Source organism: Pseudomonas sp. PSB11 (genome assembly GCF_014596605.1).
Taxonomy (GTDB): domain Bacteria; phylum Pseudomonadota; class Gammaproteobacteria; order Pseudomonadales; family Pseudomonadaceae; genus Aquipseudomonas; species Aquipseudomonas umsongensis.
In genome coordinates, this window is the sequence record NZ_NOIO01000007.1 from 59,836 (window position 1) to 81,908 (window position 22,073).

General features: G+C 59.9%; 20 protein-coding genes. 7 read left to right on the forward strand and 13 right to left on the reverse strand.

Annotation, left to right across the window (positions count from 1 at the left end; translation table 11 throughout):
- Positions 1-175: 175 nt before the first annotated feature.
- The 3 genes from CGA21_RS10995 to CGA21_RS11005 are packed head-to-tail and all read right to left on the reverse strand — an operon-like array spanning position 176 to position 3,448.
- Positions 176-1,180, reverse strand: coding sequence for a 4-hydroxythreonine-4-phosphate dehydrogenase PdxA (locus tag CGA21_RS10995; protein ID WP_188264200.1), 1,005 nt, complete (start codon positions 1,178-1,180; stop codon positions 176-178).
- On the reverse strand, positions 1,177-2,133 hold the full coding sequence (locus CGA21_RS11000; protein WP_188264201.1) for an amidohydrolase family protein: 957 nt from the start codon (positions 2,131-2,133) through the stop codon (positions 1,177-1,179). Before CGA21_RS11000 ends, CGA21_RS10995 begins: the two co-directional genes overlap by 4 nt.
- The gene (locus tag CGA21_RS11005) at positions 2,126-3,448 is read right to left on the reverse strand and encodes an MFS transporter (protein WP_188264202.1); all 1,323 of its coding nucleotides are present in this window, start codon (positions 3,446-3,448) and stop codon (positions 2,126-2,128) included. Before CGA21_RS11005 ends, CGA21_RS11000 begins: the two co-directional genes overlap by 8 nt.
- A gap of 446 nt (positions 3,449-3,894) precedes the next feature.
- Here CGA21_RS11005 and CGA21_RS11010 point away from each other — a divergent pair, with 446 nt between their 5' ends.
- The 4 genes from CGA21_RS11010 to CGA21_RS11025 all read left to right on the forward strand — a co-directional run bounded on the left by CGA21_RS11010 (position 3,895) and on the right by CGA21_RS11025 (position 8,035).
- Positions 3,895-4,908, forward strand: a complete 1,014-nt coding sequence (locus CGA21_RS11010) for a Bug family tripartite tricarboxylate transporter substrate binding protein (protein WP_110752575.1) — start codon at positions 3,895-3,897, stop codon at positions 4,906-4,908.
- Positions 4,909-4,961: 53 nt separating this feature from the next.
- A complete protein-coding gene (locus CGA21_RS11015; RefSeq protein ID WP_020797846.1) occupies positions 4,962-5,495 on the forward strand; it encodes a tripartite tricarboxylate transporter TctB family protein in 534 nt (177 codons plus the stop codon).
- Entirely contained in the window at positions 5,492-7,021 is a 1,530-nt protein-coding gene (locus CGA21_RS11020; protein WP_020797845.1) for a tripartite tricarboxylate transporter permease, read from the forward strand. The genes CGA21_RS11015 and CGA21_RS11020 overlap by 4 nt, the downstream gene beginning before the upstream one ends.
- A gap of 69 nt (positions 7,022-7,090) precedes the next feature.
- Positions 7,091-8,035, forward strand: a complete 945-nt coding sequence (locus CGA21_RS11025; RefSeq protein WP_110752573.1) for a LysR family transcriptional regulator — start codon at positions 7,091-7,093, stop codon at positions 8,033-8,035.
- 107 nt (positions 8,036-8,142) lie between these two features.
- On the opposite strand, the gene CGA21_RS11030 is transcribed toward CGA21_RS11025, so the two are convergent.
- The 6 genes from CGA21_RS11030 to cysK all read right to left on the reverse strand — a co-directional run bounded on the left by CGA21_RS11030 (position 8,143) and on the right by cysK (position 14,699).
- Positions 8,143-9,006 (reverse strand): DMT family transporter, encoded by an 864-nt coding sequence (locus tag CGA21_RS11030; RefSeq protein WP_110752571.1) that lies wholly within the window; start codon positions 9,004-9,006, stop codon positions 8,143-8,145.
- 377 nt (positions 9,007-9,383) lie between these two features.
- Positions 9,384-10,262 carry a glucose-1-phosphate thymidylyltransferase RfbA gene (gene rfbA, locus CGA21_RS11035; protein ID WP_110752569.1) on the reverse strand — a complete coding sequence of 293 codons (879 nt, stop codon included), beginning with the start codon at positions 10,260-10,262 and terminating at the stop codon, positions 9,384-9,386.
- Between the two features lie 2 nt (positions 10,263-10,264).
- Entirely contained in the window at positions 10,265-11,161 is an 897-nt protein-coding gene (rfbD, locus tag CGA21_RS11040) for a dTDP-4-dehydrorhamnose reductase (RefSeq protein ID WP_188264203.1), read from the reverse strand.
- Complete coding sequence (gene rfbB / locus CGA21_RS11045; RefSeq protein ID WP_110752565.1) at positions 11,158-12,228, reverse strand: dTDP-glucose 4,6-dehydratase; 1,071 nt, start codon at positions 12,226-12,228, stop codon at positions 11,158-11,160. Before rfbB ends, rfbD begins: the two co-directional genes overlap by 4 nt.
- A gap of 325 nt (positions 12,229-12,553) precedes the next feature.
- On the reverse strand, positions 12,554-13,492 hold the full coding sequence (locus CGA21_RS11050; RefSeq protein WP_110752563.1) for an aspartyl/asparaginyl beta-hydroxylase domain-containing protein: 939 nt from the start codon (positions 13,490-13,492) through the stop codon (positions 12,554-12,556).
- Positions 13,493-13,724: 232 nt separating this feature from the next.
- Positions 13,725-14,699, reverse strand: coding sequence for a cysteine synthase A (gene cysK, locus CGA21_RS11055; protein ID WP_033043476.1), 975 nt, complete (start codon positions 14,697-14,699; stop codon positions 13,725-13,727).
- Positions 14,700-14,827: 128 nt separating this feature from the next.
- Between cysK and CGA21_RS11060 the strand changes: the two genes are divergently transcribed.
- The 3 genes from CGA21_RS11060 (at position 14,828) to CGA21_RS11070 (ending at position 18,108) form a co-directional block, all read left to right on the forward strand.
- Positions 14,828-15,904, forward strand: a complete 1,077-nt coding sequence (locus tag CGA21_RS11060; RefSeq protein ID WP_110752561.1) for a DUF748 domain-containing protein — start codon at positions 14,828-14,830, stop codon at positions 15,902-15,904.
- 161 nt (positions 15,905-16,065) lie between these two features.
- Complete coding sequence (locus tag CGA21_RS11065) at positions 16,066-16,911, forward strand: AAA family ATPase (protein WP_008055443.1); 846 nt, start codon at positions 16,066-16,068, stop codon at positions 16,909-16,911.
- 18 nt (positions 16,912-16,929) lie between these two features.
- Positions 16,930-18,108: a vWA domain-containing protein gene (locus CGA21_RS11070; protein WP_008055445.1), complete on the forward strand. Its 1,179-nt coding sequence runs from the start codon at positions 16,930-16,932 to the stop codon at positions 18,106-18,108.
- Positions 18,109-18,233: 125 nt separating this feature from the next.
- Here the strand turns inward: CGA21_RS11070 and CGA21_RS11075 are convergent, their stop codons facing one another.
- The 4 genes from CGA21_RS11075 to CGA21_RS11090 form a co-directional block, all read right to left on the reverse strand.
- Positions 18,234-19,160, reverse strand: coding sequence for a biotin-dependent carboxyltransferase family protein (locus CGA21_RS11075; protein ID WP_110752559.1), 927 nt, complete (start codon positions 19,158-19,160; stop codon positions 18,234-18,236).
- Positions 19,157-19,861, reverse strand: coding sequence for a 5-oxoprolinase subunit PxpB (pxpB, locus tag CGA21_RS11080; protein ID WP_110752557.1), 705 nt, complete (start codon positions 19,859-19,861; stop codon positions 19,157-19,159). The genes CGA21_RS11075 and pxpB overlap by 4 nt, the downstream gene beginning before the upstream one ends.
- Positions 19,858-20,610, reverse strand: a complete 753-nt coding sequence (locus tag CGA21_RS11085; RefSeq protein WP_188264204.1) for a 5-oxoprolinase subunit PxpA — start codon at positions 20,608-20,610, stop codon at positions 19,858-19,860. Before CGA21_RS11085 ends, pxpB begins: the two co-directional genes overlap by 4 nt.
- A gap of 73 nt (positions 20,611-20,683) precedes the next feature.
- Positions 20,684-21,970 carry an MFS transporter gene (locus CGA21_RS11090; RefSeq protein ID WP_110752553.1) on the reverse strand — a complete coding sequence of 429 codons (1,287 nt, stop codon included), beginning with the start codon at positions 21,968-21,970 and terminating at the stop codon, positions 20,684-20,686.
- Between the last annotated feature and the right edge of the window lie 103 nt (positions 21,971-22,073).

A 22,073-nucleotide genomic window follows, 5' to 3' on the forward strand; every position in this document is an offset into this window, starting at 1 on the left:
CGATAACCTGGGGTGATAGGAAAAAGCAGTTATCAGGTAGATCGAGTTATCAGGTTTCACGCAAAAAAATGTGGGAGCGGGCTTGCTCGCGAAGGCGTCAGGCCAGGCACTTCTTCAGTGACTGACCCACCGCTTTCGCGAGCAAGCCCGCTCCCACAGGAGGTTGTGCGTTGTGTCAGTAGCTGTTGCCACCCATCCGGCAAGCAATCTCGAACGCCTGGCGAGTCGCGCCGACATTCGCCCTGCCCTGCCCGGCGATATCGAACGCAGTGCCGTGGGCCGGTGTGGTGATGGGAATGGGCAGGCCGCCCTGAACCGTGACGCCACGGGAGAAGCCCATCAACTTGATCGCGATCTGCCCCTGGTCGTGATACATCGTGACGACCGCGTCAAAGGCGCTGGCGTCGCCCTGGACCTTGAGGAAAATCGTGTCGCCCGGGTACGGTCCTTCCGCCGCGATTCCCAGCGCCTGGGCCTTGCGCACCGCCGGGCCGATGATGTCCAGTTCCTCACGGCCGAACGAACCGTTATCACCGTTGTGCGGGTTCAATCCGCAGACGCCGATGCGCGGTTTTTCCAGGCCGTTGCGCTTGAGGGCGGTGTCGATCAACTGAATCGCTTCCACCACCCGCTCCTGGCTGAGCAGCCCCGGCACCTCGGCCAACGCGACGTGAGAGGTCACCCGTGAAGTCCAGAGATTGTCGAGCACGTTGAACTCGCAAAATGGCCCGTGAAAATCCAGCAACTCGGCGAACCAGTGCAGCTCATCGTTGTGGGCCATGCCGGCCATGTGCAGCGAGGTCTTGTTCAACGGCCCGAACAATATTGCGTCGGTGGTCCCGGCCTCGGTCAGGCGCAGCGCCTTTTCCAACGTGTCGAGGCTGTAGCGACCGCCAATGACGCTGGCCTCGCTGCGCGGGAATTCACCGAGGGTGTCGCCGCGAAAATCGTAGAACAACGGCGTGTCATCAACAAAAGACAGCTGCTCCAGAGACTCCACCCGACGATAGGGAAACTCCACGCCGGCGATGCGCATGCCGCGACGCATTTCCGCTTCGTCGGCAATCAGGATCACGTTGGCCTGGCCGCGCACATCGGGCTCAGCGAGCAAGCGTGCGATCAGCTCCGGGCCAATGCCCGCCGGGTCACCCAGGACCATCGCGATGGTTGTCTTGTTCATGCTTCACTCCTCAAGGATTCAGGCCACGCCCGGTCAATGGCGCAAGGTTCGCAGCGGTAGATGCGCTGCGCGTTGCTGTAGAACAGTCGCTCCTGATCGGCCACTGGCAGATCGGCGACGATGGATTTGAAACCGCTGTAGATGTCGTCGAACGAGCCGCACAGGCTGTCCACCGGAAAATTGCTGGCGAACATCGCTCGTCGGGTGCCGAACATCGCGATGATTTCGCGCACGATCCAGGCGTTGTCGATGGTGCGCCACGCCCGGCCCGCCTGGCCCAGGCCGGAGATCTTGACCTGCACGTTCGGCCACTGCGCCAACCGCGCCATCGCTGCTCGCCATCCCGCCAAGCCTTCGGCGCTGCGATCGTTGGGCAACCCGGCGTGATTGAGAATCAGGGTGATGCCGGGGAAGTCCCGGGCCAGCCGCTCGGCCTCGGGCAGGTTCCACCAGGGCGTCTGCAAATCAAAGTGCAGGCCCAGTCCCTCCAACGCGGCGTAATTGCGCCGCCAATGCTCGTCACTCATCAGGCTGCGCACCCGCCCGAACTGTTCGGGTGACGTCGGCCCGCCCGGTTTGTGCCGCACGCTGCGCACGCACTTGTAGGTGGCCTGCTCGGCCAGCACCGCAATGGCGTCCGGATGGTCGAGCCAGGCTTGCGCGACGATCGCATTCGGCGCGCCGTAACGGGCGGCCAGTTGCTCGATGAACCGGGTTTCGCCAATCGGGTCCCGGGGGTTCCATTCGGTTTCCACATACACCGTTTGCACCACCCGGTGTTCACCGGCATCGGCGAAGTAATCCTCGGGAAAATAGCGGCGCTTGATCGCGCTGTAGTCACCGTAGCGAAACGCAATGTTGGCTTCGGGCGCCAGCCACGGATGGTCGTTGATTGTTGGGTCCCAGAAGTGATGATGGGCATCGATGATCGGTCCATTCCAACGCTCAGCCATAACGCACCTCGTCGAGACTGATGAACAACGTCGCCAGCACAAACACTGCCGAGCACGCGGCGAAGAACCCGAGCACGGGGGCGAAGCCACCGCTCATTTGCAGGATCACCCCCACCAGGATCGGCACCGCGATACCGCCGGTGCTGCCGGCCATGTTCATCACGCCACCGATCAACCCAACCCGCGCCGGCGCTGCCAGCAATGCCGGGAAGCTCCAGTAGAGGCTGCCCCACATCAGGAAAAACGCGGTCATGGCCAACAGCGCGACGGCCGCAAAAGGATTGCTGAGCGTCGGCAACAGCAGGAACGCGCCGAGGGCCACCAGGCCGGAAAACGCCAGCAGGCTCTTGACCGCGACACCACGGCTGACACCTTTGCGGATCAAGCCGTCGCAGAGGAAACCACCGGTCAACGATCCCAATGCACCGCAGACGAAAATCACGAAGGTCGCCGCGCCAATGCCCTTGATATCAAATCCCCGGGCTTGCGCCAGATAACTCGGCCCCCAGGTCAACAGGCCGAAATACACCATCGCCCAACTGGCACGACCGATCAGCAATCCGGTGAGTGAACGGCCGGCAATGCCCAGGCCCTTGACCGGGGCACGGGCGGCTTCGGCGGCGGGGGTGGCGCGTCCGGCGTTGATTTTCGCAAGCTCCAGGGCATTGATCTGCGGGTGACCGGCCGGATCATCACGCAGATAACGCCGCGCCAGCCACGCCAGCACCAGGGTCGCCACACCGGCGATCACAAAGGCCAGGCGCCAGGAGTCCAGCGAAGCAATCAGATAGGCAATGATCAACCCGCCGAGCGCCACGCCCAACGGACTGCCGCTGTCCATCAACACCGCACCGCGGCTGCGTTCGCTGGGCGCCAGCCACAAGGAAATCAATTTACCGCCGGACGGGAACAATGGAGCTTCCGAGGCCCCCAGCGCCACGCGGGCAAACAGCAACGACAAGCCGCCAGTGGCGAACGCCGCCAGCACCTGGAACGTGCCCCACAACCCGGTGGACCAACTGATGACCCGATGCGGCCCGAAGCGATCGATCAACCAGCCACCGGGAATCTGCAACAGTGCGTAGGCCCAGAAGAAGCTGCTGAGGATCAAGCCCTGCATGCTCGGAGAAAGGGAAAATTCATGGGCGATGGTCGGCATGGCGATGGACAGCGACACCCGGTCGATCAGGTTGACCATGGTCAGCGCGAAGACGATCGCGAAGATCCGCCAACGCACATTGCTGGCTTTCGCGGCGCCGGCCTGCGGGATCGCATCTGCCGTGGGCAGATGCAGGGAAGCACTGGGACGAGCCATGGTGCGTACCTCGATTTATTATTTTTGTGAAGTTGCAAACATCGACCTGTAGGAGCCGGCTTGCTGCGGGCGGCGTTCCGACGATAGCGGAGTGTCAGGCGCCATCAATGTCAATTGAGGCGCCGCTATCGCCAGCAAGCCGGCTCCTACAGGTTTGACGTGCCGCATTTGTAGCGGTGTTGGTGAGCACTATCGAAGGACCAGTGATAACCGTCTAATCAAAACTTGAAATCAGGTGATAGCTTTGGGTTATGGCATGCCAAGCTTTCAATGGGCTTTCAACGTAGGCATACATTGTTCTGGAGGAGCTATAACCCCAGGCTATCGGTGTATGTATTGTTTTGACTAGACGCGGCGACGGCGTCTTCCCACACTCTGGCCAGGCTTGCAGCTTTCGAACGCCAACAAGTCACTCATAACAACTACAAAAACGAGGCTCTTCCATCATGCGAAATGCATTCGTCCGTCGCACATCCCGTCTGTTTCTTGGCTGCACGTTGGTCGCCGCGGGTGCCCTCCCCGCCCTGGCCCACGCCTGGCAACCGGACAAGAACGTCGAAATCGTTGTCGCCGGTGGCCCCGGTGGCGGTACCGATCAACTCGGTCGCCTGATCCAGTCGATCATCACCACGCATAAACTGCTGGACGTTAATACCATCGTCCTCAACAAGGGCGGCGGCAATGGCGCCGAAGCCTTCCTCGACATGAAAATGAACAAGGGTGATGCCGAGAAACTGGTGATCGGCACCAACAACATCTACTTGTTGCCGCTGGTGTCCAAGCTCGGTTACCAATGGCAGGAGCTGACGCCGATTGCCGCCGTGGCCGAGGATGACTTCATTCTCTGGAGCTACAAAGGCGCGCCGTGGAAGGATGCAAAAAGCTTCTATGAAGCGGTCAAGGCCGACCCATCGAACCTGCGCATGGGTGGCAGCCAGTCCAAGGATGTCGACCAGACCCTGACCTTGCTGCTGAACCAGACCACCAACAGCAAACTGGTGTACATCCCGTTCAAGAGCGGCAGCGAAGCCGCCACCCAACTGGCTGGCAAGCACATCGCCGCCAACGTCAACAACCCCAGCGAAAGCATCAGCCAATGGCGCGGCGACCAGGTCGAACCGCTCTGCGTCTTCAGTAAAGAGCGCATGGCCTACACTGAAAAAGTCGCCGGCGACAAGTCCTGGGCCGATGTGCCGACCTGCCACGAGCAAGGCCTGGGCATCGATCAATACCGCTTCCCGCGCACCGTGTTCATGCCCGGCGACGTTTCCGCCGAGCAACGCGCGTTCTATGTCGAGCTGATGCGTAAAGTCACCGAAACGCCGGAGTTCAAGGCCTACGTCAAGCAGAACGCCCTGGTGCCTACCTTCCTCGAGGGCGAGCCGCTGACTGCCTACATCGAAAAAGACACCGCCCGCGTCACCCCGGTATTCAAAGAAGCCGGTTGGTTGAAAAACTGACGTTGTCGCGGCCGCTCGCTTGCGGGCGGCCGTCATCTGCTGGAGGTGTCTGCATGTCCCATTCTTCGGATTCACCCGCGCTGGTCGGCACCCGTTGGGTCGAACTCGGCCTGACACTCTTCACCGCGCTGATCGGCGTAGTGGTGATGTTCGGCAGCGTCGAACAAGGTATCGGCTGGGGTGATGCCGGCCCCGAGCCGGGTTACTTCCCCTTCTACATCGGCCTGATGCTGAGCGCCGCAAGCGTGGCCAACGGCGTGTTGACCGTGGTGCGCTGGCAAGCGCTGAGCATTGCATTTGTCAGTCGCAGTGCATTCAGGCAAGTGCTGTCGGTATTCATCCCGATTGCGCTGTTCGTCGCAGCCATGCCACTGACCGGCATCTACGTCGCCTCGGCATGCTTCATCGCCTGGTTCATGTGGCGTGACAGGGTCCGCGCCAAGCCTTACGGCAAATGGATGATCGCCACGGTATCCCTCGGCGCGGTCCTGGCCAGCTACCTGATTTTCGCGCTGTGGTTCAAGGTTCCGCTGGATGCAGGCCCGTTGGGCGACTGGATTGCCCTGGCCGGGAGAAATTTCAAATGAGCGAATTCGATTCCCTGTTGCAAGGCATGAACCTGATCCTGACCCCGGGCCACATCGGCCTGATGGTGATCGGCGTGCTGCTGGGCATCCTGGTCGGTGTGTTGCCTGGCCTCGGCGCCCCCAACGGCGTGGCACTGTTGTTACCGTTGACGTTCACCATGTCGCCCGTGTCGGCGATCATCCTGCTGTCGTGCATGTATTGGGGCGCGCTGTTTGGCGGCTCGATCACCTCGATCCTGTTCAACATCCCCGGTGAGCCCTCATCGGTGGCGACGACGTTCGACGGCTACCCGATGGCCCGCGAAGGCCGCGCCGCCGAAGCCCTCACCGCCGCGTTCAGCTCGGCACTGATCGGTGCGCTGGCCGGGGTGTTGTTGCTGACGTTCCTGTCGACCAAAATCGCCGCCTTCGCCATGTCGTTCAGTTCGCCGGAGTTCTTTGCGGTGTACCTGTTGGCGTTCTGCACCTTCATCGGCATGAGCAAGAACCCGCCACTGAAAACCGTGGTGGCGATGATGATCGGTTTCGCCATGGCGGCGGTCGGCATGGATACTGTGTCCGGCAACCTGCGGTTGACCTTTGACCAACCGATCCTGATGACCGGCATCAGCTTCGAAGTGGCGGTGATCGGCCTGTTCGGCATCGGCGAAATCCTCTGCACAGTGGAAGAAGGCCTGGTGTTCCGCGGCGAACATGCGCGCATTACCCCGATGGTGATCCTGCGCACCTGGGCCAAGCTGCCGCGCTACTGGTGGACCATTGTGCGCAGCACCCTGGTCGGTTGCTGGATGGGCATTACGCCGGGCGGGCCGACCGCCGCATCGTTCATGAGCTATAGCCTGGCGCGGCGTTTTTCGAAGAACCGCGACAACTTTGGCAAGGGTGAACTCGAAGGCGTGATCGCCCCGGAAACCGCCGACCACGCGGCCGGTACCAGTGCCTTGCTGCCGATGCTGACCCTGGGCATTCCCGGTTCAGCCACCGCGGCGGTGATGCTCGGCGGTTTGATGATCTGGGGCCTGCACCCGGGGCCAACGCTGTTTGTCGAGCAACATGACTTCGTCTGGGGCCTGATCGCCAGCATGTACCTGGGCAACGTGGTGAGCCTGATCGTGGTGTTGGCCACCGTGCCGCTGTTCGCCTCGATCCTGCGCATTCCGTTCTCGATCATCGCGCCGATCATCATCATGGTCTGCGCCATCGGTGCCTATTCGGTGCACAACTCGTTCTTCGACGTGGTGCTGATGCTCGGGTTCGGCGCGCTGGGATATCTGTTCAAGAAACTTGGCTACCCGATCGCGCCGCTGGTATTGGCGGCCGTGCTCGGCGACAAGGCTGAAGATGCTTTCCGTCAGTCGATGCTGTTCTCTGACGGGCACCTGGGAATTTTCTGGTCCAACCCATTGGTGGGCAGCCTGACCACGGCGGCGTTGTTGATGCTGTTCTGGCCGTTGATTTCCAAGGCGCTGCAAACCCTGATGGGCCTGCGCAAACCCCAGGTCGCCAAGGCAAAATCGGTGCTGTGACACAGCAATGCTGGCAACGCCTGGCATTTGTTGTCAGGCTTGCCACAGTTTTGTTTGCGAGTACGGCCCATGTCCCGAATTCCCGATGCCAATGTAATCCACAGTCGACTGCGTCTGCGCCAGCTGCGGCTGATGCTGGCGCTGGAGGAATTCGGCTCGTTGCGCCGCGCCGCCGACCACATCGGCATGACTCAACCGGCAGCGACCAAGATGCTGCACGAGGCTGAGGATTTGCTCGGCGTCGAACTCTTTGAACGCCTGCCTCGTGGCATGCGTTCGACCCCATTCGGGGAAACTGTCATCTACTACGCGCGCATGGTCTTCGCCGAGCTCAGCGGCATGCGCGAAGAACTGGTGGCCCTGCAATCAGGCAACCTGGGCCGAGTCGCCGTTGGCGCGATTCCGGCGCTGGCCTCGGGGCTGTTGACCCGCACCATCGCGACCTTGAAGCAAAGTCATCCACGCTTGTCCATGAGCATTCAGGTCGATACCAGCGACGTGCTGGTGCAGGCGCTGCTGCAGGATCAACTGGACATTGTCCTGGGCAGGATTCCGCCCGGAGCACGGGCCGAAGAACTGCTGTTCGACAGCCTTGGCGAAGAAGCCCTGTGTGTGATCGCCGGTGCACAGAATCCGCTGGCGAAGGAGAAGCAACTGGGTTGGGCAGAGCTGCAGAACATGACCTGGGTGCTGCAACAGCAACCCAGCCCGATGCGCGCGATCATCAATCAGGTGTTCCATAATGCGCGGGTCGATATCCCCAGCAGCATCGTCGAAACCACCTCGATCATGACCTTGCTCTCATTGATTCAGCAGACCGATATGCTCGGCGTCACGCCGGTGTCGGTGGTCGAGGATTATCCTGGTCGTGACCTGCTGGCGGTATTGCCGATCCAGTTCGAAGCACGCTTGCCACCGTACGGGCTGATTACCCGTCGCCATCGCATTCAGTCGTCGGCGATGCAGGCGTTCATGAACTCGGTGCGTGCCGAGCAGGCGTTGAGCAAACTGTAGGAGCTGCCGAGTGCAACGAGGCTGCGATCTTTTGATCTTTTAAAGCAAGATCAACAGATCGTCCGAACGCGGCCCGAGCTTCCGGCAGCTCCTACAGGGAAATGCGTTTACGCGTGTTTACGGAACACGAACACCAGGCCGACGATAATCAGCAACATGCCGAGGATGCTCAACGTCGCCAGCCGATTGCCGAATATCAGGTAATCCATCACGGCCGTCACGGCGGGTACCAGATAGAACAGGCTGGTGACATTCACCAGATTGCCCCGGGCGATCAGGCGGTACAGCAACAAGGTCGCCAGCACCGACACCACCAGGCCCATCCACAAAACGGGCACGATGAAACCGCTACCGTGTTCGAAATGAAAGGGCTGGAACGGCACGAAAATCCCGCAAAGCAACAGCCCCGCCAGGTACTGCACCGGCAGCGTGCCGAGGGGATTGTCGGTGATGCGTTTCTGCATGATCGAACCGAAGGTCATGCTCACCAGCGCCAGCAAGCCAAAGAGCATCCCGGCCAGCGACATACCGGCCAGGCCGATGCCCTGGTAGACCACCATGATCAAACCGGTCAAGCCCAGCGACAGGCCGAACATTCGGCTGGCTGAGCGCTGACGCTCCATGAGCACCACGGTGAGAATCGGTTGCACGCCCATGATGGTCGCCATCACACCGGGCGTGACCTTGAGGTCGAGCGCCAGCAGATAAAAAATCTGGTACGCCCCCAGCAACACCATACCGGTGGCCATCGCATACCGCATCGCCTTGCCGCCCTTGGGCAACTTCAACTTGAGCAACGGCATCAACAACACCAGGCCGCACAAGGCGATGACGAAGCGAATCAACAGAAAGGCAAAGGGTGAGGCATGGGCCAACCCCCATTTGGAGAAGATCGCCCCGCTGCTCCACAGCAGAACGAACAGGCTCGTGGAAGCCGCCGCGAGCGCGGATTTTTTCGAAAGGACAAACATGAATACCACCTGTAGTCAGGCAAGAAGCCAACTCAGCCGAAGCTGAAATCCAGTAGTTTTTTGCGGGCGTATTTGCAGGCAGGGAAACAGCCGAAAACGCTGATCAGCCCGAAATGCCAACACCCGGCGGCGCTACGACTGCGCACACCGACGTGCTACTGACAGGTGGAGGGTAATGACTGATCTGCACAGGCTGCTGGTTCCCGCACGGCACGACGCCAGCGTTGACCGCTGAATCGACTACCGCGTTGATGAGGGATGCAGGCATTGGGCTGATCTTTTTCGAGGATTAAGAAAGCAGGTCATGAGGACCTGCTTGTGTTGACTATACCCAGAGCGCGACACCCTTGGCAATGCATTGGAAGGCGTGACAGGCATCAACCCGCTTGCAAAAGACGGTTGAGGTACTGGCCATAACCATTTTTTGCCAGGGGCGCCGCCAGTTTTTGCAACTGATCGGCATCGATCCATTTCTGCCGGAAGGCAATCTCTTCAGGGCACGCGACTTTCAGGCCCTGGCGACGTTCGAGCGTGGCAATGAACAGACTGGCATCGAGCAGCGAGTCGTGAGTCCCGGTATCCAGCCAGGCATAACCGCGCCCCATGATTTCGACCGACAGATTGCCCTGGTCCAGGTAAAGGCTGTTGATATCGGTGATTTCCAGCTCGCCACGCGCCGATGGCTTGATGCTCTTGGCCATCTCGACCACGTCCTGGTCATAGAAATACAAGCCGGTGACCGCAAAGTTCGACTTGGGCTTGAGTGGCTTTTCTTCAAGGCTGATCGCCTTGCCCTGGCCGTCGAACTCGACCACGCCGTAACGCTCCGGGTCATTGACGTGATAGGCAAAGACACTCGCCCCGGACTGGCGCGCCATGGCGCTTTGCAGGATGTTGATGAAGTCGTGGCCGTGATAGATGTTGTCACCCAGGACCAGGGCGCTGGGGTCGTTGCCGATAAAGTCTTCGCCGATGATGAAGGCTTGCGCCAGGCCGTCAGGCGAAGGCTGCACGGCATAGGTAATGTTCAGGCCCCAACGGGCGCCATCCCCCAGCAGTTGTTCGAAACGCGGGGTGTCCTGGGGTGTGGAAATGATCAGGATATCGCGGATACCCGCCAGCATCAGGGTGCTCAGTGGGTAGTAGATCATCGGCTTGTCGTAAACCGGCAACAGCTGCTTGGAGATGGACAATGTCGCCGGATGCAGACGTGTACCGGAGCCGCCGGCAAGGATGATGCCTTTACGATTGAGCATATTCATTTCTCCAGTATTTCTGCGAGCATCCGTGTCACGCCGACTTTCCAGTCAGGCAAGCTCAGCGCAAAGGCCTTTTGCAGTTTTCGCGTATCGAGTCGGGAGTTGCCTGGGCGTCGTGCCAGCGTCGGGTACGCCTCGGTGCCGATCGCCTCGACCATTGCCGGGGTTACCTTGAGGTTCATGCCTGCGCGCTCGGCTTGTTCGAGTACAAATCGAGCATAGCGACACCAGGTGGTTTCGCCAGTGGCGGCAAGGTGATAGATCCCGGCCAATTGCGGGTCGGCCAGTACGCTGCGGATGACATGGGCGGTCACATCCGCCAGCAATTCGGCACCGGTTGGCGCGCCGAACTGGTCATCGATCACGGCCAGGCTTTCCCGTTCACGGGCCAGGCGCAGCATGGTCGTGGCAAAGTTGTTGCCCCGCGCGGAATACACCCAGCTGGTTCGCAAGATCAGATGCGCACAGCCGCTGGCGGCAATCGCCTGTTCGCCGGCCAGCTTGCTGGCGCCATAGACACTCAATGGCGCCACCGGATCGGATTCCTGCCAGGGTTGGTCGCCAAGCCCTGCGAACACATAATCGGTGGAGTAATGCACCAGCAGAGCCTTGAGCCGTAGCGCCTCTCGAGCCAGCACTGCCGGCGCATCGGCATTGATCCGATAGGCCAGCTGCGATTCGCTTTCGGCCTTGTCGACCGCAGTGTAGGCCGCGGCGTTAACGATAACGTCTGGCGCGAAGCGTTGCACGGTAGCGGCCAGCCCCGGCAGATCATTCAGGTCCCCGCAGTACGCCTGGCTTGCGGAGTCCAGCGCCAGCACTTCTCCAAGGGGCGCAAGGCTGCGTTGCAGCTCCCACCCCACTTGGCCATTCTTGCCAAGCAAGAGCAGCTTCATGCGCGGCGCCCGGCATAATTTTTCTCGACCCATTCGCGGTAGGCACCGGACTGGATATTGCGCACCCACTCCTGGTTGTCCAGGTACCACTGGACGGTTTTGCGAATGCCCGTCTCGAAGGTTTCTGCCGGCTTCCAGCCCAGTTCACGTTCGAGTTTGCGGGCATCGATGGCATAACGACGGTCGTGCCCTGGCCGATCGGTCACGTAGCTGATTTGTGCATGGTAGGGTTGGCCGTCGGCGCGCGGACGTAGCTCATCAAGCAACGCGCAGACGGTGTGCACGATTTCCAGGTTGGTTTTTTCGTTCCAGCCACCGACGTTGTAGACCTCACCCACGCTGCCGGCCTCCAACACACGGCGGATGGCGCTGCAGTGGTCCTTGACATACAACCAGTCGCGGATTTGCTGGCCATCGCCATAGACCGGCAATGCCTCACCGGCCAGCGCGTTGACGATCATCAGTGGAATCAACTTTTCCGGGAAATGATATGGCCCATAGTTGTTCGAGCAGTTGGTGGTCAGCACGGGCAGGCCATAGGTGTGATGATAGGCGCGCACCAGGTGATCGCTGGCGGCTTTGCTCGCCGAGTAGGGGCTGTTGGGTTCATACGCGTGACGTTCGGTGAACGCCGCCTCGTCCTTGGCCAGCGAACCATAGACTTCATCGGTAGACACATGCAGGAAGCGAAAGGCCTGCAACGAATCGCTCGCCAGCCCTTTGACGTAGGCGCGTACGGCTTCCAGCAAACGAAATGTGCCAACGATGTTGGTGTCGATGAATGCCTGTGGCCCGTGGATGGAGCGGTCGACATGGGACTCGGCGGCAAAATTGAGAATGGCACGGGGCCGGTGCTCTTCGAGCAAGCGTTCGACCAAGGCGCTGTCGCCGATATCGCCTTGCACGAATACATGCTGCGTATTGCCCGTCAGGCTGCTGAGGTTATCCAGGTTGCCGGCATAGGTCAGCTTGTCCAGATTGACTACGGTTTCGTCGGAGTGAGCGAGCCAGTCCAGTACGAAATTTGCCCCAATGAAGCCTGCACCGCCAGTTACCAGGATGGTCATTGATTCAGACCTTTTTCAGTAAGGTTGCGAGGATCGGGCCCAGGTTCTCAAAGACGCATTGCCCCTTCAAAACCGGCAGGCTTGAAAACCGTGCAGCCCGGTTAAAACCCAATGGCGTTACGGCCAAGGCAATTGTGCTGTCGCAAGGGTTTAATTAGGTTTTGAACATTCAGCGCACGCCAGTTCTGCGACCGGCTCCATATACTCTCTGGGCGCCCTGACGGCATTTACGGGCGACATTTGTAATATAGCAAAGCTCCAAAAAATAAAAAAAAAGATCGCCTGGTGGCGATCTTTTTTCCTGTCATTGTGGCCAGCAGTTTGTTCAGCCCAGCAGCCAATGAGCCAGCAAAGCCAGCACGCCGATCGCCAATACCGGCCGCATGACCCGGTACGCCTTGGGATAACGACGTTTCCACTGCTTGATCGCCCCACTGAACCTGTCGCTGAATCGCTTGCTCCAGGCATAGGCCTGGTTGATTCCGCCTACGCGTTCATCCGCAAGGTTCTGCGGCGCGGTGGCGCGTCCCAGCAGGCCGCTGATCCAGCGGTTGATTCCCGTGATCAGGCGATTGCTGAGCGGTCGCTCGATGTCGCAGAACAGGATGACCCGGGTCTTGTCGGTTTCGTTCTTGACCCAGTGCACATAGGTTTCGTCGAACATCACGTCTTCACCGTCACGCCAGGCGTAGGCCTGACCGTCGACGTAGATGCGGCAAGCGTCGCTATTGGGCGTCGCCAACCCCAGGTGATAGCGCAGGGAGCCGGCGAATGGATCGCGGTGCGGATTAAGATGGCTGCCCCCCGGCAGCAGGGCGAACATGGCCCCCTTGACGTTGGGAATCGCACTGACCAGCGCCACGGTTTTCGGGCACAGCAGTTCGGCCGAAGGCAAGGGTTTGTCGTACCACTTCAGGTAAAAACGCTTCCAGCCCTTCTTGAAAAACGAACCGAACCCGGCGTCGTTGTTTCTTTCCGCAGCGCGAATGTAACCCTCATCAAACAGGTGCATCGCTTCGTCGCGGATAATTTCCCAGTTGTCCTTGAGCACATCCAGTTCGGGAAACTTGCTGCGGTCCAGGTAGGGTTTTGAAGGCACGCCGGAGAACAGGTACATCAGGGCGTTGTAGGGGGCAAACAGGGCCGAGTGGTTGACAAATTGACGCAAGACCGGCAACCGCGCCTTGCCGCGCATATGCACATAGTAGGTACTGCCCAGAAACAGCAGCAACAACGACGCTTTCGCGGCAATCGAAACGCTCATCAACAACTCCTTGATCGATAGACATCTGCGCAACGCCATTCCCCGACGCGGCCATTGGCATGATAACCACTACCAATCACGGGGAAAACCCGCGGAACCCGAGATACAGTGTCAAGCAATGCGTAACAAAGCATTTCTTAACACAGCGTGCCTGAACGCTTGCTGATCCACGTCATCCACACTCGATGAAGAAGGGAAGGCCCCTCTCCATCGTTTGAAGCTTCGCTGCCCGTTACTGCTGATTCTCCTGCTCGGTAAACAGATCGCTGAACAGCATGCTCGACAAGTAACGTTCACCGGAATCCGGAAGGATCACGACGATGGTCTTGCCCTGCATTTCCGGGGTCTCCGCCAGGCGCACCGCCACTGCCATCGCGGCGCCGCAGGAAATGCCGCACAGAATGCCTTCTTCCTGCATCAAGCGCAGGGCCATGGCCTTGGACTCCTCGTCGGTGACCAGCTCAACCCGGTCGACGATCGACAGGTCGAGGTTTTTCGGCACAAAACCGGCACCGATGCCCTGGATCTTGTGCGGGCTCGGTTTGATTTCTTCACCGGCCAACGCTTGGGAAATCACCGGTGATACAGCGGGCTCCACCGCCACCGAGACGATAGGTTTGCCCTGGGTATTCTTGATATACCGCGAAACGCCGGTAATGGTTCCGCCTGTTCCGACACCTGCAACCAATACATCCACCGCACCGTCGGTATCGTTCCAGATTTCGGGCCCGGTGGTCTTTTCGTGGATGGCGGGGTTGGCCGGGTTGTCGAATTGCGCCGGCATGAAGTATTGGGCCGGATCACTGGCAACTATTTCCCCAGCCTTTTCGATCGCACCTTTCATGCCCTTGGCCGGCTCGGTCAGTACCAGCTCTGCCCCCAGCGCCTTGAGTACCTTGCGACGCTCGATGCTCATGGAGGCCGGCATGGTCAGTATCAATTTATAGCCTCGCGCGGCGGCCACGAAAGCCAGGCCGATGCCGGTGTTGCCGGAAGTCGGCTCGACAATGGTCATGCCCGGCTTGAGCCTGCCTGTGCTTTCGGCATCCCAGATCATGTTGGCACCGATCCGGCACTTGACCGAGTAACCGGGGTTGCGTCCCTCTATCTTGGCCAGGATGGTGACGCCGCGCGGCGCGATACGGTTGATCTGCACCAACGGCGTATTACCGATGGAGTGGGCATTGTCAGCGTAGATACGGCTCATGGCTGGGTCCTTAACGACAGCATTGAAATAGGGCACCAAGGTAAGCCTCTTGCCCGTAGGCGTCCAGTCAGGTCGAACGTCCGGATGTGACTGTAGTCAATGCTTTAGAACGCCAGAGAATTACCACCATGAAACGTCGATACCGCTGGCCGTTGTGGAGCTTCACCGGCCTCGTTGTGCTGCTGGTTGCCCTGCACTTCGCCCTGCCCTACCTGGTGCGCGACTACCTCAATGACAGGTTGGCGAACATGGGCGCCTACCGCGGCCAGATCGCCGACGTGGACCTGGCCCTGTGGCGCGGAGCCTACAAGATCAACGGTTTGAAAATCGTCAAGGTCGAGGGCAAGGTGCCGGTGCCCTTCGTCAACGCGCCATTGATCGACCTTTCGGTCAGCTGGCATTCCCTGTGGTATGACCACGCGGTGGTCGCCGAAGTGAAGTTCGTCAAGCCTGAGGTCAACTTCGTCGATGGCGGACCCAACAAGCAAAACTCGCAAACCGGTGAAGGCACCGACTGGCGCGCCCAACTGGGTAAATTGCTGCCAATAACCCTCAACGAAGTAAAAATCGATGATGGCAAGATCAGCTTTCGCAATTTCAACTCCAAACCACCGGTGAACCTGAATGCCACCAAGGTCGACCTGAACATCTACAACCTGACCAACGTGGCCGATTCCAAAGGCAAGCGCGACGCCCGCTTCGAAGGCAAGGCCCTGCTGCTGGGGCATGCGCCCCTGGAAACCACGGCCACTTTCGATCCACTGAGTAACTTCGAGGACTTCGAGTTTCGCATGCGAGCCCGGGACATTCAGCTCAAACGCATGAACGACTTCGCTTCGGCCTATGGCAAGTTCGATTTCAATGCCGGCCATGGCGACGTCGTGATCGAAGCACAAGCCAAAAAAGCCAAGTTGACGGGTTATATCAAACCGCTGCTCAGGGATGTCGACGTGTTTAACTGGCAACAGGACGTGGAAAACAAGGACAAGGGGATTTTTCGTTCCATCTGGGAGGCGCTCGTCGGCGGCACCGAAACCGTGCTGAAAAACCAGGGCAAGAACCAGTTTGCGACCCGTGTCGAGCTAAGCGGGAATGTGCATCAGAAAGATATCAACGCGTTCGAGGCGTTTTTGCAGATTTTACGCAATGGTTTCATTCAGGCGTTCAATGCTCGCTATGAACGACCCAAGCCGGACGCCGGTTAACGTTGCCGCCAATACTGAGTCAAGATGTGACGCTCCATTCAGAGACTGAATAAGCCGTCTGCGTTCACAGTCGACCGGACGTCGCGTTATAGTCGAGGTTGACCATTTTATATTACCGCCCTGCCTCGCTCAGGCCGGCGTTACCGTTCGAGGATTAGCAGATGAAGTTCGAAGGCACCCAGGCCTACGTCGCCACCGATGACCTTAAGCTGGCGGTCAACGCCGCCATCACCCTGGAGCGGCCGCTGCTGGTCAAGGGCGAACCAGGCACCGGCAAGACCATGCTCGCCGAGCAACTGGCCGACTCCTTTGGCGCCAAGCTGATCACCTGGCACATCAAATCGACCACCAAGGCGCACCAGGGCCTGTACGAGTATGACGCGGTCAGCCGCCTGCGCGATTCGCAGCTGGGCACGGAAAAGGTCCACGACGTTCGCAACTACCTGAAGAAAGGCAAGCTCTGGGAAGCCTTCGAGTCCGAAGAGCGGGTGATCCTGCTGATCGACGAAATCGACAAGGCCGACATCGAGTTCCCCAACGACCTGTTGCAAGAACTCGACAAGATGGAGTTCTACGTCTACGAGATCGACGAGACCATCAAGGCCAAGAAGCGCCCGATCATCATCATCACCTCCAACAACGAGAAAGAGCTGCCGGACGCCTTCCTGCGCCGCTGCTTCTTCCACTACATCGCGTTCCCGGATCGCACCACGATGCAGCGGATCGTCGATGTGCATTACCCGGACATCAAGAAAGACCTGGTCAGCGAAGCACTGGACGTGTTCTTCGACGTGCGCAAGGTGCCAGGCTTGAAGAAGAAGCCCTCGACCTCCGAGCTGGTGGATTGGCTGAAGCTGCTGATGGCCGACAACATCGGCGAAGCGGTGCTGCGCGAACGCGATCCAACCAAGGCCATCCCGCCGCTGGCAGGTGCGCTGGTGAAGAACGAACAGGACGTGCAATTGCTTGAGCGCCTGGCGTTCATGAGTCGTCGCGGTAGTCGTTGATCATCTGGGGCCAATGCCATGCTGCTCAATCTGTTCAATGAAATGCGTGCAGCCAAGGTGCCGGTCTCGGTGCGCGAGCTGCTGGACCTGATCAACGCGCTGAAGCAGCGCGTAACCTTCGCCGACATGGACGAGTTCTATTACCTGTCCCGGGCGATTCTGGTGAAGGACGAAAAGCATTTCGACAAGTTCGACCGGGCCTTCGGGGCCTACTTCAATGGTCTGGAAAAGCTCGATGATCATCTTCAGGCGTTGATCCCGGAAGACTGGCTACGCAAGGAATTCGAGCGCTCCCTGACCGACGAAGAGCGGGCGGCGATCCAGTCCCTCGGTGGCCTCGACAAGCTGATCGAAGAATTCAAGAAACGCCTGGAAGAACAGAAGGAACGCCATGCCGGTGGCAACAAGTGGATCGGCACCGGTGGTACCAGCCCGTTCGGTTCCGGCGGCTTCAATCCGGAAGGCATTCGGGTCGGCGATGCCGGCAAGCGCCAGGGCAAGGCCGTGAAAGTCTGGGATCAGCGCGAGTACAAGAACCTCGACGATTCGGTCGAGCTGGGCACGCGCAACATCAAGGTCGCCTTGCGCCGCTTGCGCAAATTTGCCCGCCAGGGTGCAGCGGAAGAACTCGATATCGATGGCACCATCGACCACACCGCGAAAGATGCCGGGTTGCTGAACATCCAGATGCGCCCGGAACGACGCAACACCGTCAAGCTCTTGCTGCTGTTCGATATTGGCGGTTCGATGGACGCCCACGTGAAGATCTGCGAAGAGCTGTTCTCGGCGTGCAAGACCGAGTTCAAGCACCTGGAGTACTTCTACTTCCACAACTTCATTTATGAATCGGTGTGGAAGAACAACATGCGTCGCACCTCCGAACGCACCTCGACCATGGACTTGCTGCATAAATACGGCGCAGATTACAAAGTGATCTTCATCGGTGACGCCGCCATGGCGCCCTACGAAATCACCCAGGCCGGTGGCAGCGTCGAGCACTGGAACGAAGAAGCCGGCTACGTGTGGATGCAGCGGTTCAAGGAGAAGTACAAGAAGCTCATCTGGATCAATCCTTACCCGAAGGATACCTGGGGCTATACCTCGTCGACCAATATCGTCAGGGATTTGATTGAGGACCAGATGTATCCGTTGACCCTTCGCGGTTTGGAGGAAGGGATGCGGTTTTTGTCCAAATAAAAATGCATCGCCTGCAAGGGCCTCTTCGCGAGCAAGCGCGCTCCCACATTCGATCGCATTTCTATTGTAAGAACGCGGTCGAATGTGGGAGCTGGCTTGCTCCGGGCGGCGTTCCGACGAAGCTTTTAGCGGTATATGAATCGCTGCAGATATTCGACCTGTTCGCGATGCGCCACCTCCTGCACTACCGGTCGCAACCGCACCTGCGCCCCCGGCAAACACTGCGCCAATCGCGCCAACGCCAACGGCGTCAATGCCCCCAACCGCGGATAACCGCCAATGGTCTGCCGATCATTGAGCAGCACGATCGGCTGACCATCCGGCGGCACTTGCACAGCGCCCAATGGAATGCCTTCGGAAATCATCGGCTTTCCCTGGTATTGCAAGGATGTGCCCAACAGCCGAATACCCATCCGGTCGGCACGGCTGTCGAGGGTCCACACGCTGTTGAACGCATCGAACAGACTCTGCCCGCTGAACTCACCGATCTGCGCACCGAGCACCAGGTCCAACGGCGCATCAAGCTTCAGGTCCGGCCGCTGATCGGCGGTCAATTCGCGCAGCAACATCACCGAATTGCCCGAATAGCTCAAGCTCGCGCCTTTGCTCAGCGCATGGCCCATGCCATCCAGTCCGCCGAGTTCCTCACGGACCACCGTCGCGCAGCTGCCCAAGACCTTCGGCGCATCAAAACCACCTGGCGCGGCCAGATAGGCCCGGGCGCCGAGCAAGGGCTGGCTGAACTGCAAACGTTGACCTTTGTTCAGCCGGAAACTGCGCCAGGGTGCCAGCGGCTCGTCGTCCACCCGCGCACCAAGATCCGCCCCGGCCAGCGCGAGCACGCAATCGTCCTCGGCCACTGCGGTGAACCCGCCGAGGGTGATTTCGATCACCGGCGCATCCAGCCCGTTACCCAGCAACCCATTGGCCCACGACATCGAACGCCAATCTGCCGCGCCGCCCTGGGTCACGCCCAGATGGCGCACGCCGAAACGGCCGGCGTCCTGCAACAGGCACAGCGGTGTACTCGCTTCAATCGTCAGACGGCTCATGCCTGGGCCTCCAGTGGCGTGTCGTCACCGCCCAGGTTAATGAATTCGGCATGGCCGACCGCTTCGAAACGCACGGTGTCGCCCGGCTGCATCAAGCTGTAGCCGTCACGGTTGCGGTCGAACAATCTGGCCGGTGTGCGGCCGATCAGGTTCCAGCCGCCGGGCGATACCACTGGATAGGCGGCCGTCTGTCTTTCGGCGATGCCGACACTGCCGGCGGCAACCTTCTTGCGTGGCGTGTTCAGGCGCGGTGCGGCGAGTGCCTCGTCCACCAGGCCCATGAACGCGAACCCCGGTGCGAAACCCAGCGCGAACACCTGATACTCATGTTCGCTATGACGACGGATCACCTCTTCCACCGCCAGCCCACTGCGTTGCGCCAACAAGCTCAGCTCCGGACCGACGCTCAAGTCGTACCACACCGGCAACACGTGACATTTGCCACGAGTGCGCGCATTGGGCGACAGGTCGATAAGCGCTTCGCCAATCAATTCCCGGGCCTGGCTCGGGCTCAACGCGGTCAGGTCGTAATGCACCATCAAAGTCGTATAGGACGGCACCAGGTCGATCAGATCCTTGCCGAACGCCGCCCGCAGGCTTTCGCTGGCCGCCAGCATCCATGGCATGTTGGCTTCAGCGATTTCATCGAACAGACGCACCATCAGGCAATCGAGCGCGACCACTTCTACCCGCAGTTTCATGACGCGCCCTGCTGGTTCAAGGCTTCACGAATGCGCTGCACGGCCGCCACCGAACTGGCATTGTCGCCGTGCACGCACAGGGTGTTGGCCTGCAAGTGCAAGGCGCTGCCGTCGCTGGCGGTGAGGTGATCGCCACGGGCGATGATCAACGCCTGCTCGATGATTTTCTCCGGTTCGTGATGCACCGCTCCCGGCAGTTGCCGCGAAACCAGCCTGCCGGCGCTGTCGTAGGCGCGGTCGGCGAAGGCTTCGAACCACAGGGTCACGCCATATTCCTCGCCCAATTGCTGCGCGGCGCTGTTGTCGCGGGTGGCCATCAGCATCAACGGCAGGCTGCGATCGTAGAACGCCACCGCTTGCAGCACGGCGCGCAATTGCGCGGGGTTGGCCATCATGTCGTTGTACATCGCACCGTGGGGTTTGACGTAGCTGACCCGACCGCCCTGGGCCCGGCAGATGCCGTCGAGGGCGCCGATCTGGTAATGCAGGATGTCCTGCAGTTCCTGGGCTCCATAGGCCATGGAACGACGGCCAAAACCGACCAGATCCTGGTAAGCCGGATGCGCGCCGATCTGTACACCATGGCTGAGGGCCAGGCTGACGGTCTTGCGCATGATGCTCGGGTCGCCGGCATGGAAACCACAGGCGATGTTGGCGCAATCGATGAAGGGCATGACTTCCGCGTCCAGACCCATGGTCCAGTTACCGAAACTCTCGCCGATGTCGCAGTTCAATAGCAGGCGGCTCACGCTGAACACTCCTGTAGGCTTTATTCTTTTTAACTGTGGGACATATCCGTATGACACGCCCGCAGATTATCAGTTACTGGGCGTCGAGTTGCTTGCCACGGGTTTCCGGCAAGCTCAGGGCCGCCAGAATCACCACGCCGTAGGACACCGCCGCAAAGGCACCGATGCCAACGCTCAATGGCACCGTCTGGCTGAGCAGGCCGATCAGCAGTGGGAACAACGCCGCCAGCGCGCGGCCGATGTTGTAGCAAAACCCCTGGCCTGAACCGCGAATGCGGGTCGGGAACAATTCGGTCAGGAACGCGCCCATGCCGCTGAAAATCCCCGAGGCAAAGAAGCCCAGCGGAAAGCCCAGCCACAGCATCACACCATTGCTGACCGGCATTTGCGTGTACAGCAGCACAATGGTGAACGAGCCGACGGCGAACAGGATGAAGTTCTTTTTGCGACCGAGGATGTCGGTCAAATAGGCGCTGATGACGTAACCGACGTACGAGCCGACGATCACCATCGCCAGGTATCCGCCGGTGCCGAGTACGCTCAAACCACGCTCGTTTTTCAAGAACGTCGGCAGCCAGGACGTGATCGCGTAGTAACCGCCCAGCGCGCCGGTGGTCAGCAGCGAAGCGCGAATGGTGGTGAAGAGCATGCCGGGGGCAAAGATCTCGTAGAACTTCGACGGATTGCTCGGCGCCTCCTTGGCTTTGGCTTCGCGGTAGATTTCCGGGTCCTTGACCAGGCGGCGAACGAAGATCACGAAAATCGCCGGCACGATGCCGAGGATAAACAGTGCGCGCCAGGCGTCTTCCGGCGGCATGACCGAGAACAGCAGCGCGTACAGGATCGCGGTCAGGCCCCAGCCCAGCGCCCACCCCGATTGCACCATGCCCACGGCCTTGCCGCGGTCCTGGGCGCGGATGACTTCGCCGATCAACACCGCGCCGGCGGTCCACTCGCCGCCAAAACCGAAGCCCATCAAGGTCCGCGCAATCAGCAGCTGTTCGTAACTCTGGGCAAAACCGCAAAGGAAGGTGAAGAAGGCAAACCACAGCACGGTCAGTTGCAGGGTGCGCACGCGACCAATGCGGTCGGACAGAATGCCCGCCACCCAGCCACCGATGGCCGAAGCGATCAGCGTGCTGGTGTGGATCAGCCCGGCCTGGCCGGTGGTGATACCCCACATGGCAATCAGGGTCGGCACCACGAAGCTGAGCATCTGGGTGTCCATGCCATCCAGGCCATAACCGATCTTGCAGCTCCAGAAGGTGCGGCGTTCCTGCTGATTGATGTTGCGATACCAATCGAAAGGTCCCGGGCGAGCCGTGGCTTTCGAAATGACGGTGGTGTCGGGCGCACTCATGGCAAATCTCCGCGCTGGTTTTATTGGTATTGTTCTGAGCCCCGACGACGCCTATCGTGGGGACCGGATGTGTCGATTCTTGGACGCGCCAGCCCTCTGCGTC

Excerpts from the sequence above, each read along its gene's own strand:
- CGA21_RS10995 (WP_188264200.1), bottom strand. The coding sequence starts at position 1,180 with ATGAACAAGACAACCATCGCGATGGTCCTGGGTGACCCGGCGGGCATT.
- CGA21_RS11000 (WP_188264201.1), bottom strand. The coding sequence starts at position 2,133 with ATGGCTGAGCGTTGGAATGGACCGATCATCGATGCCCATCATCACTTC.
- CGA21_RS11005 (WP_188264202.1), bottom strand. The coding sequence starts at position 3,448 with ATGGCTCGTCCCAGTGCTTCCCTGCATCTGCCCACGGCAGATGCGATC.
- CGA21_RS11010 (WP_110752575.1), top strand. The coding sequence starts at position 3,895 with ATGCGAAATGCATTCGTCCGTCGCACATCCCGTCTGTTTCTTGGCTGC.
- CGA21_RS11015 (WP_020797846.1), top strand. The coding sequence starts at position 4,962 with ATGTCCCATTCTTCGGATTCACCCGCGCTGGTCGGCACCCGTTGGGTC.
- CGA21_RS11020 (WP_020797845.1), top strand. The coding sequence starts at position 5,492 with ATGAGCGAATTCGATTCCCTGTTGCAAGGCATGAACCTGATCCTGACC.
- CGA21_RS11025 (WP_110752573.1), top strand. The coding sequence starts at position 7,091 with ATGTCCCGAATTCCCGATGCCAATGTAATCCACAGTCGACTGCGTCTG.
- CGA21_RS11030 (WP_110752571.1), bottom strand. The coding sequence starts at position 9,006 with ATGTTTGTCCTTTCGAAAAAATCCGCGCTCGCGGCGGCTTCCACGAGC.
- rfbA (WP_110752569.1), bottom strand. The coding sequence starts at position 10,262 with ATGCTCAATCGTAAAGGCATCATCCTTGCCGGCGGCTCCGGTACACGT.
- rfbD (WP_188264203.1), bottom strand. The coding sequence starts at position 11,161 with ATGAAGCTGCTCTTGCTTGGCAAGAATGGCCAAGTGGGGTGGGAGCTG.
- rfbB (WP_110752565.1), bottom strand. The coding sequence starts at position 12,228 with ATGACCATCCTGGTAACTGGCGGTGCAGGCTTCATTGGGGCAAATTTC.
- CGA21_RS11050 (WP_110752563.1), bottom strand. The coding sequence starts at position 13,492 with ATGAGCGTTTCGATTGCCGCGAAAGCGTCGTTGTTGCTGCTGTTTCTG.
- cysK (WP_033043476.1), bottom strand. The coding sequence starts at position 14,699 with ATGAGCCGTATCTACGCTGACAATGCCCACTCCATCGGTAATACGCCG.
- CGA21_RS11060 (WP_110752561.1), top strand. The coding sequence starts at position 14,828 with ATGAAACGTCGATACCGCTGGCCGTTGTGGAGCTTCACCGGCCTCGTT.
- CGA21_RS11065 (WP_008055443.1), top strand. The coding sequence starts at position 16,066 with ATGAAGTTCGAAGGCACCCAGGCCTACGTCGCCACCGATGACCTTAAG.
- CGA21_RS11070 (WP_008055445.1), top strand. The coding sequence starts at position 16,930 with ATGCTGCTCAATCTGTTCAATGAAATGCGTGCAGCCAAGGTGCCGGTC.
- CGA21_RS11075 (WP_110752559.1), bottom strand. The coding sequence starts at position 19,160 with ATGAGCCGTCTGACGATTGAAGCGAGTACACCGCTGTGCCTGTTGCAG.
- pxpB (WP_110752557.1), bottom strand. The coding sequence starts at position 19,861 with ATGAAACTGCGGGTAGAAGTGGTCGCGCTCGATTGCCTGATGGTGCGT.
- CGA21_RS11090 (WP_110752553.1), bottom strand. The coding sequence starts at position 21,970 with ATGAGTGCGCCCGACACCACCGTCATTTCGAAAGCCACGGCTCGCCCG.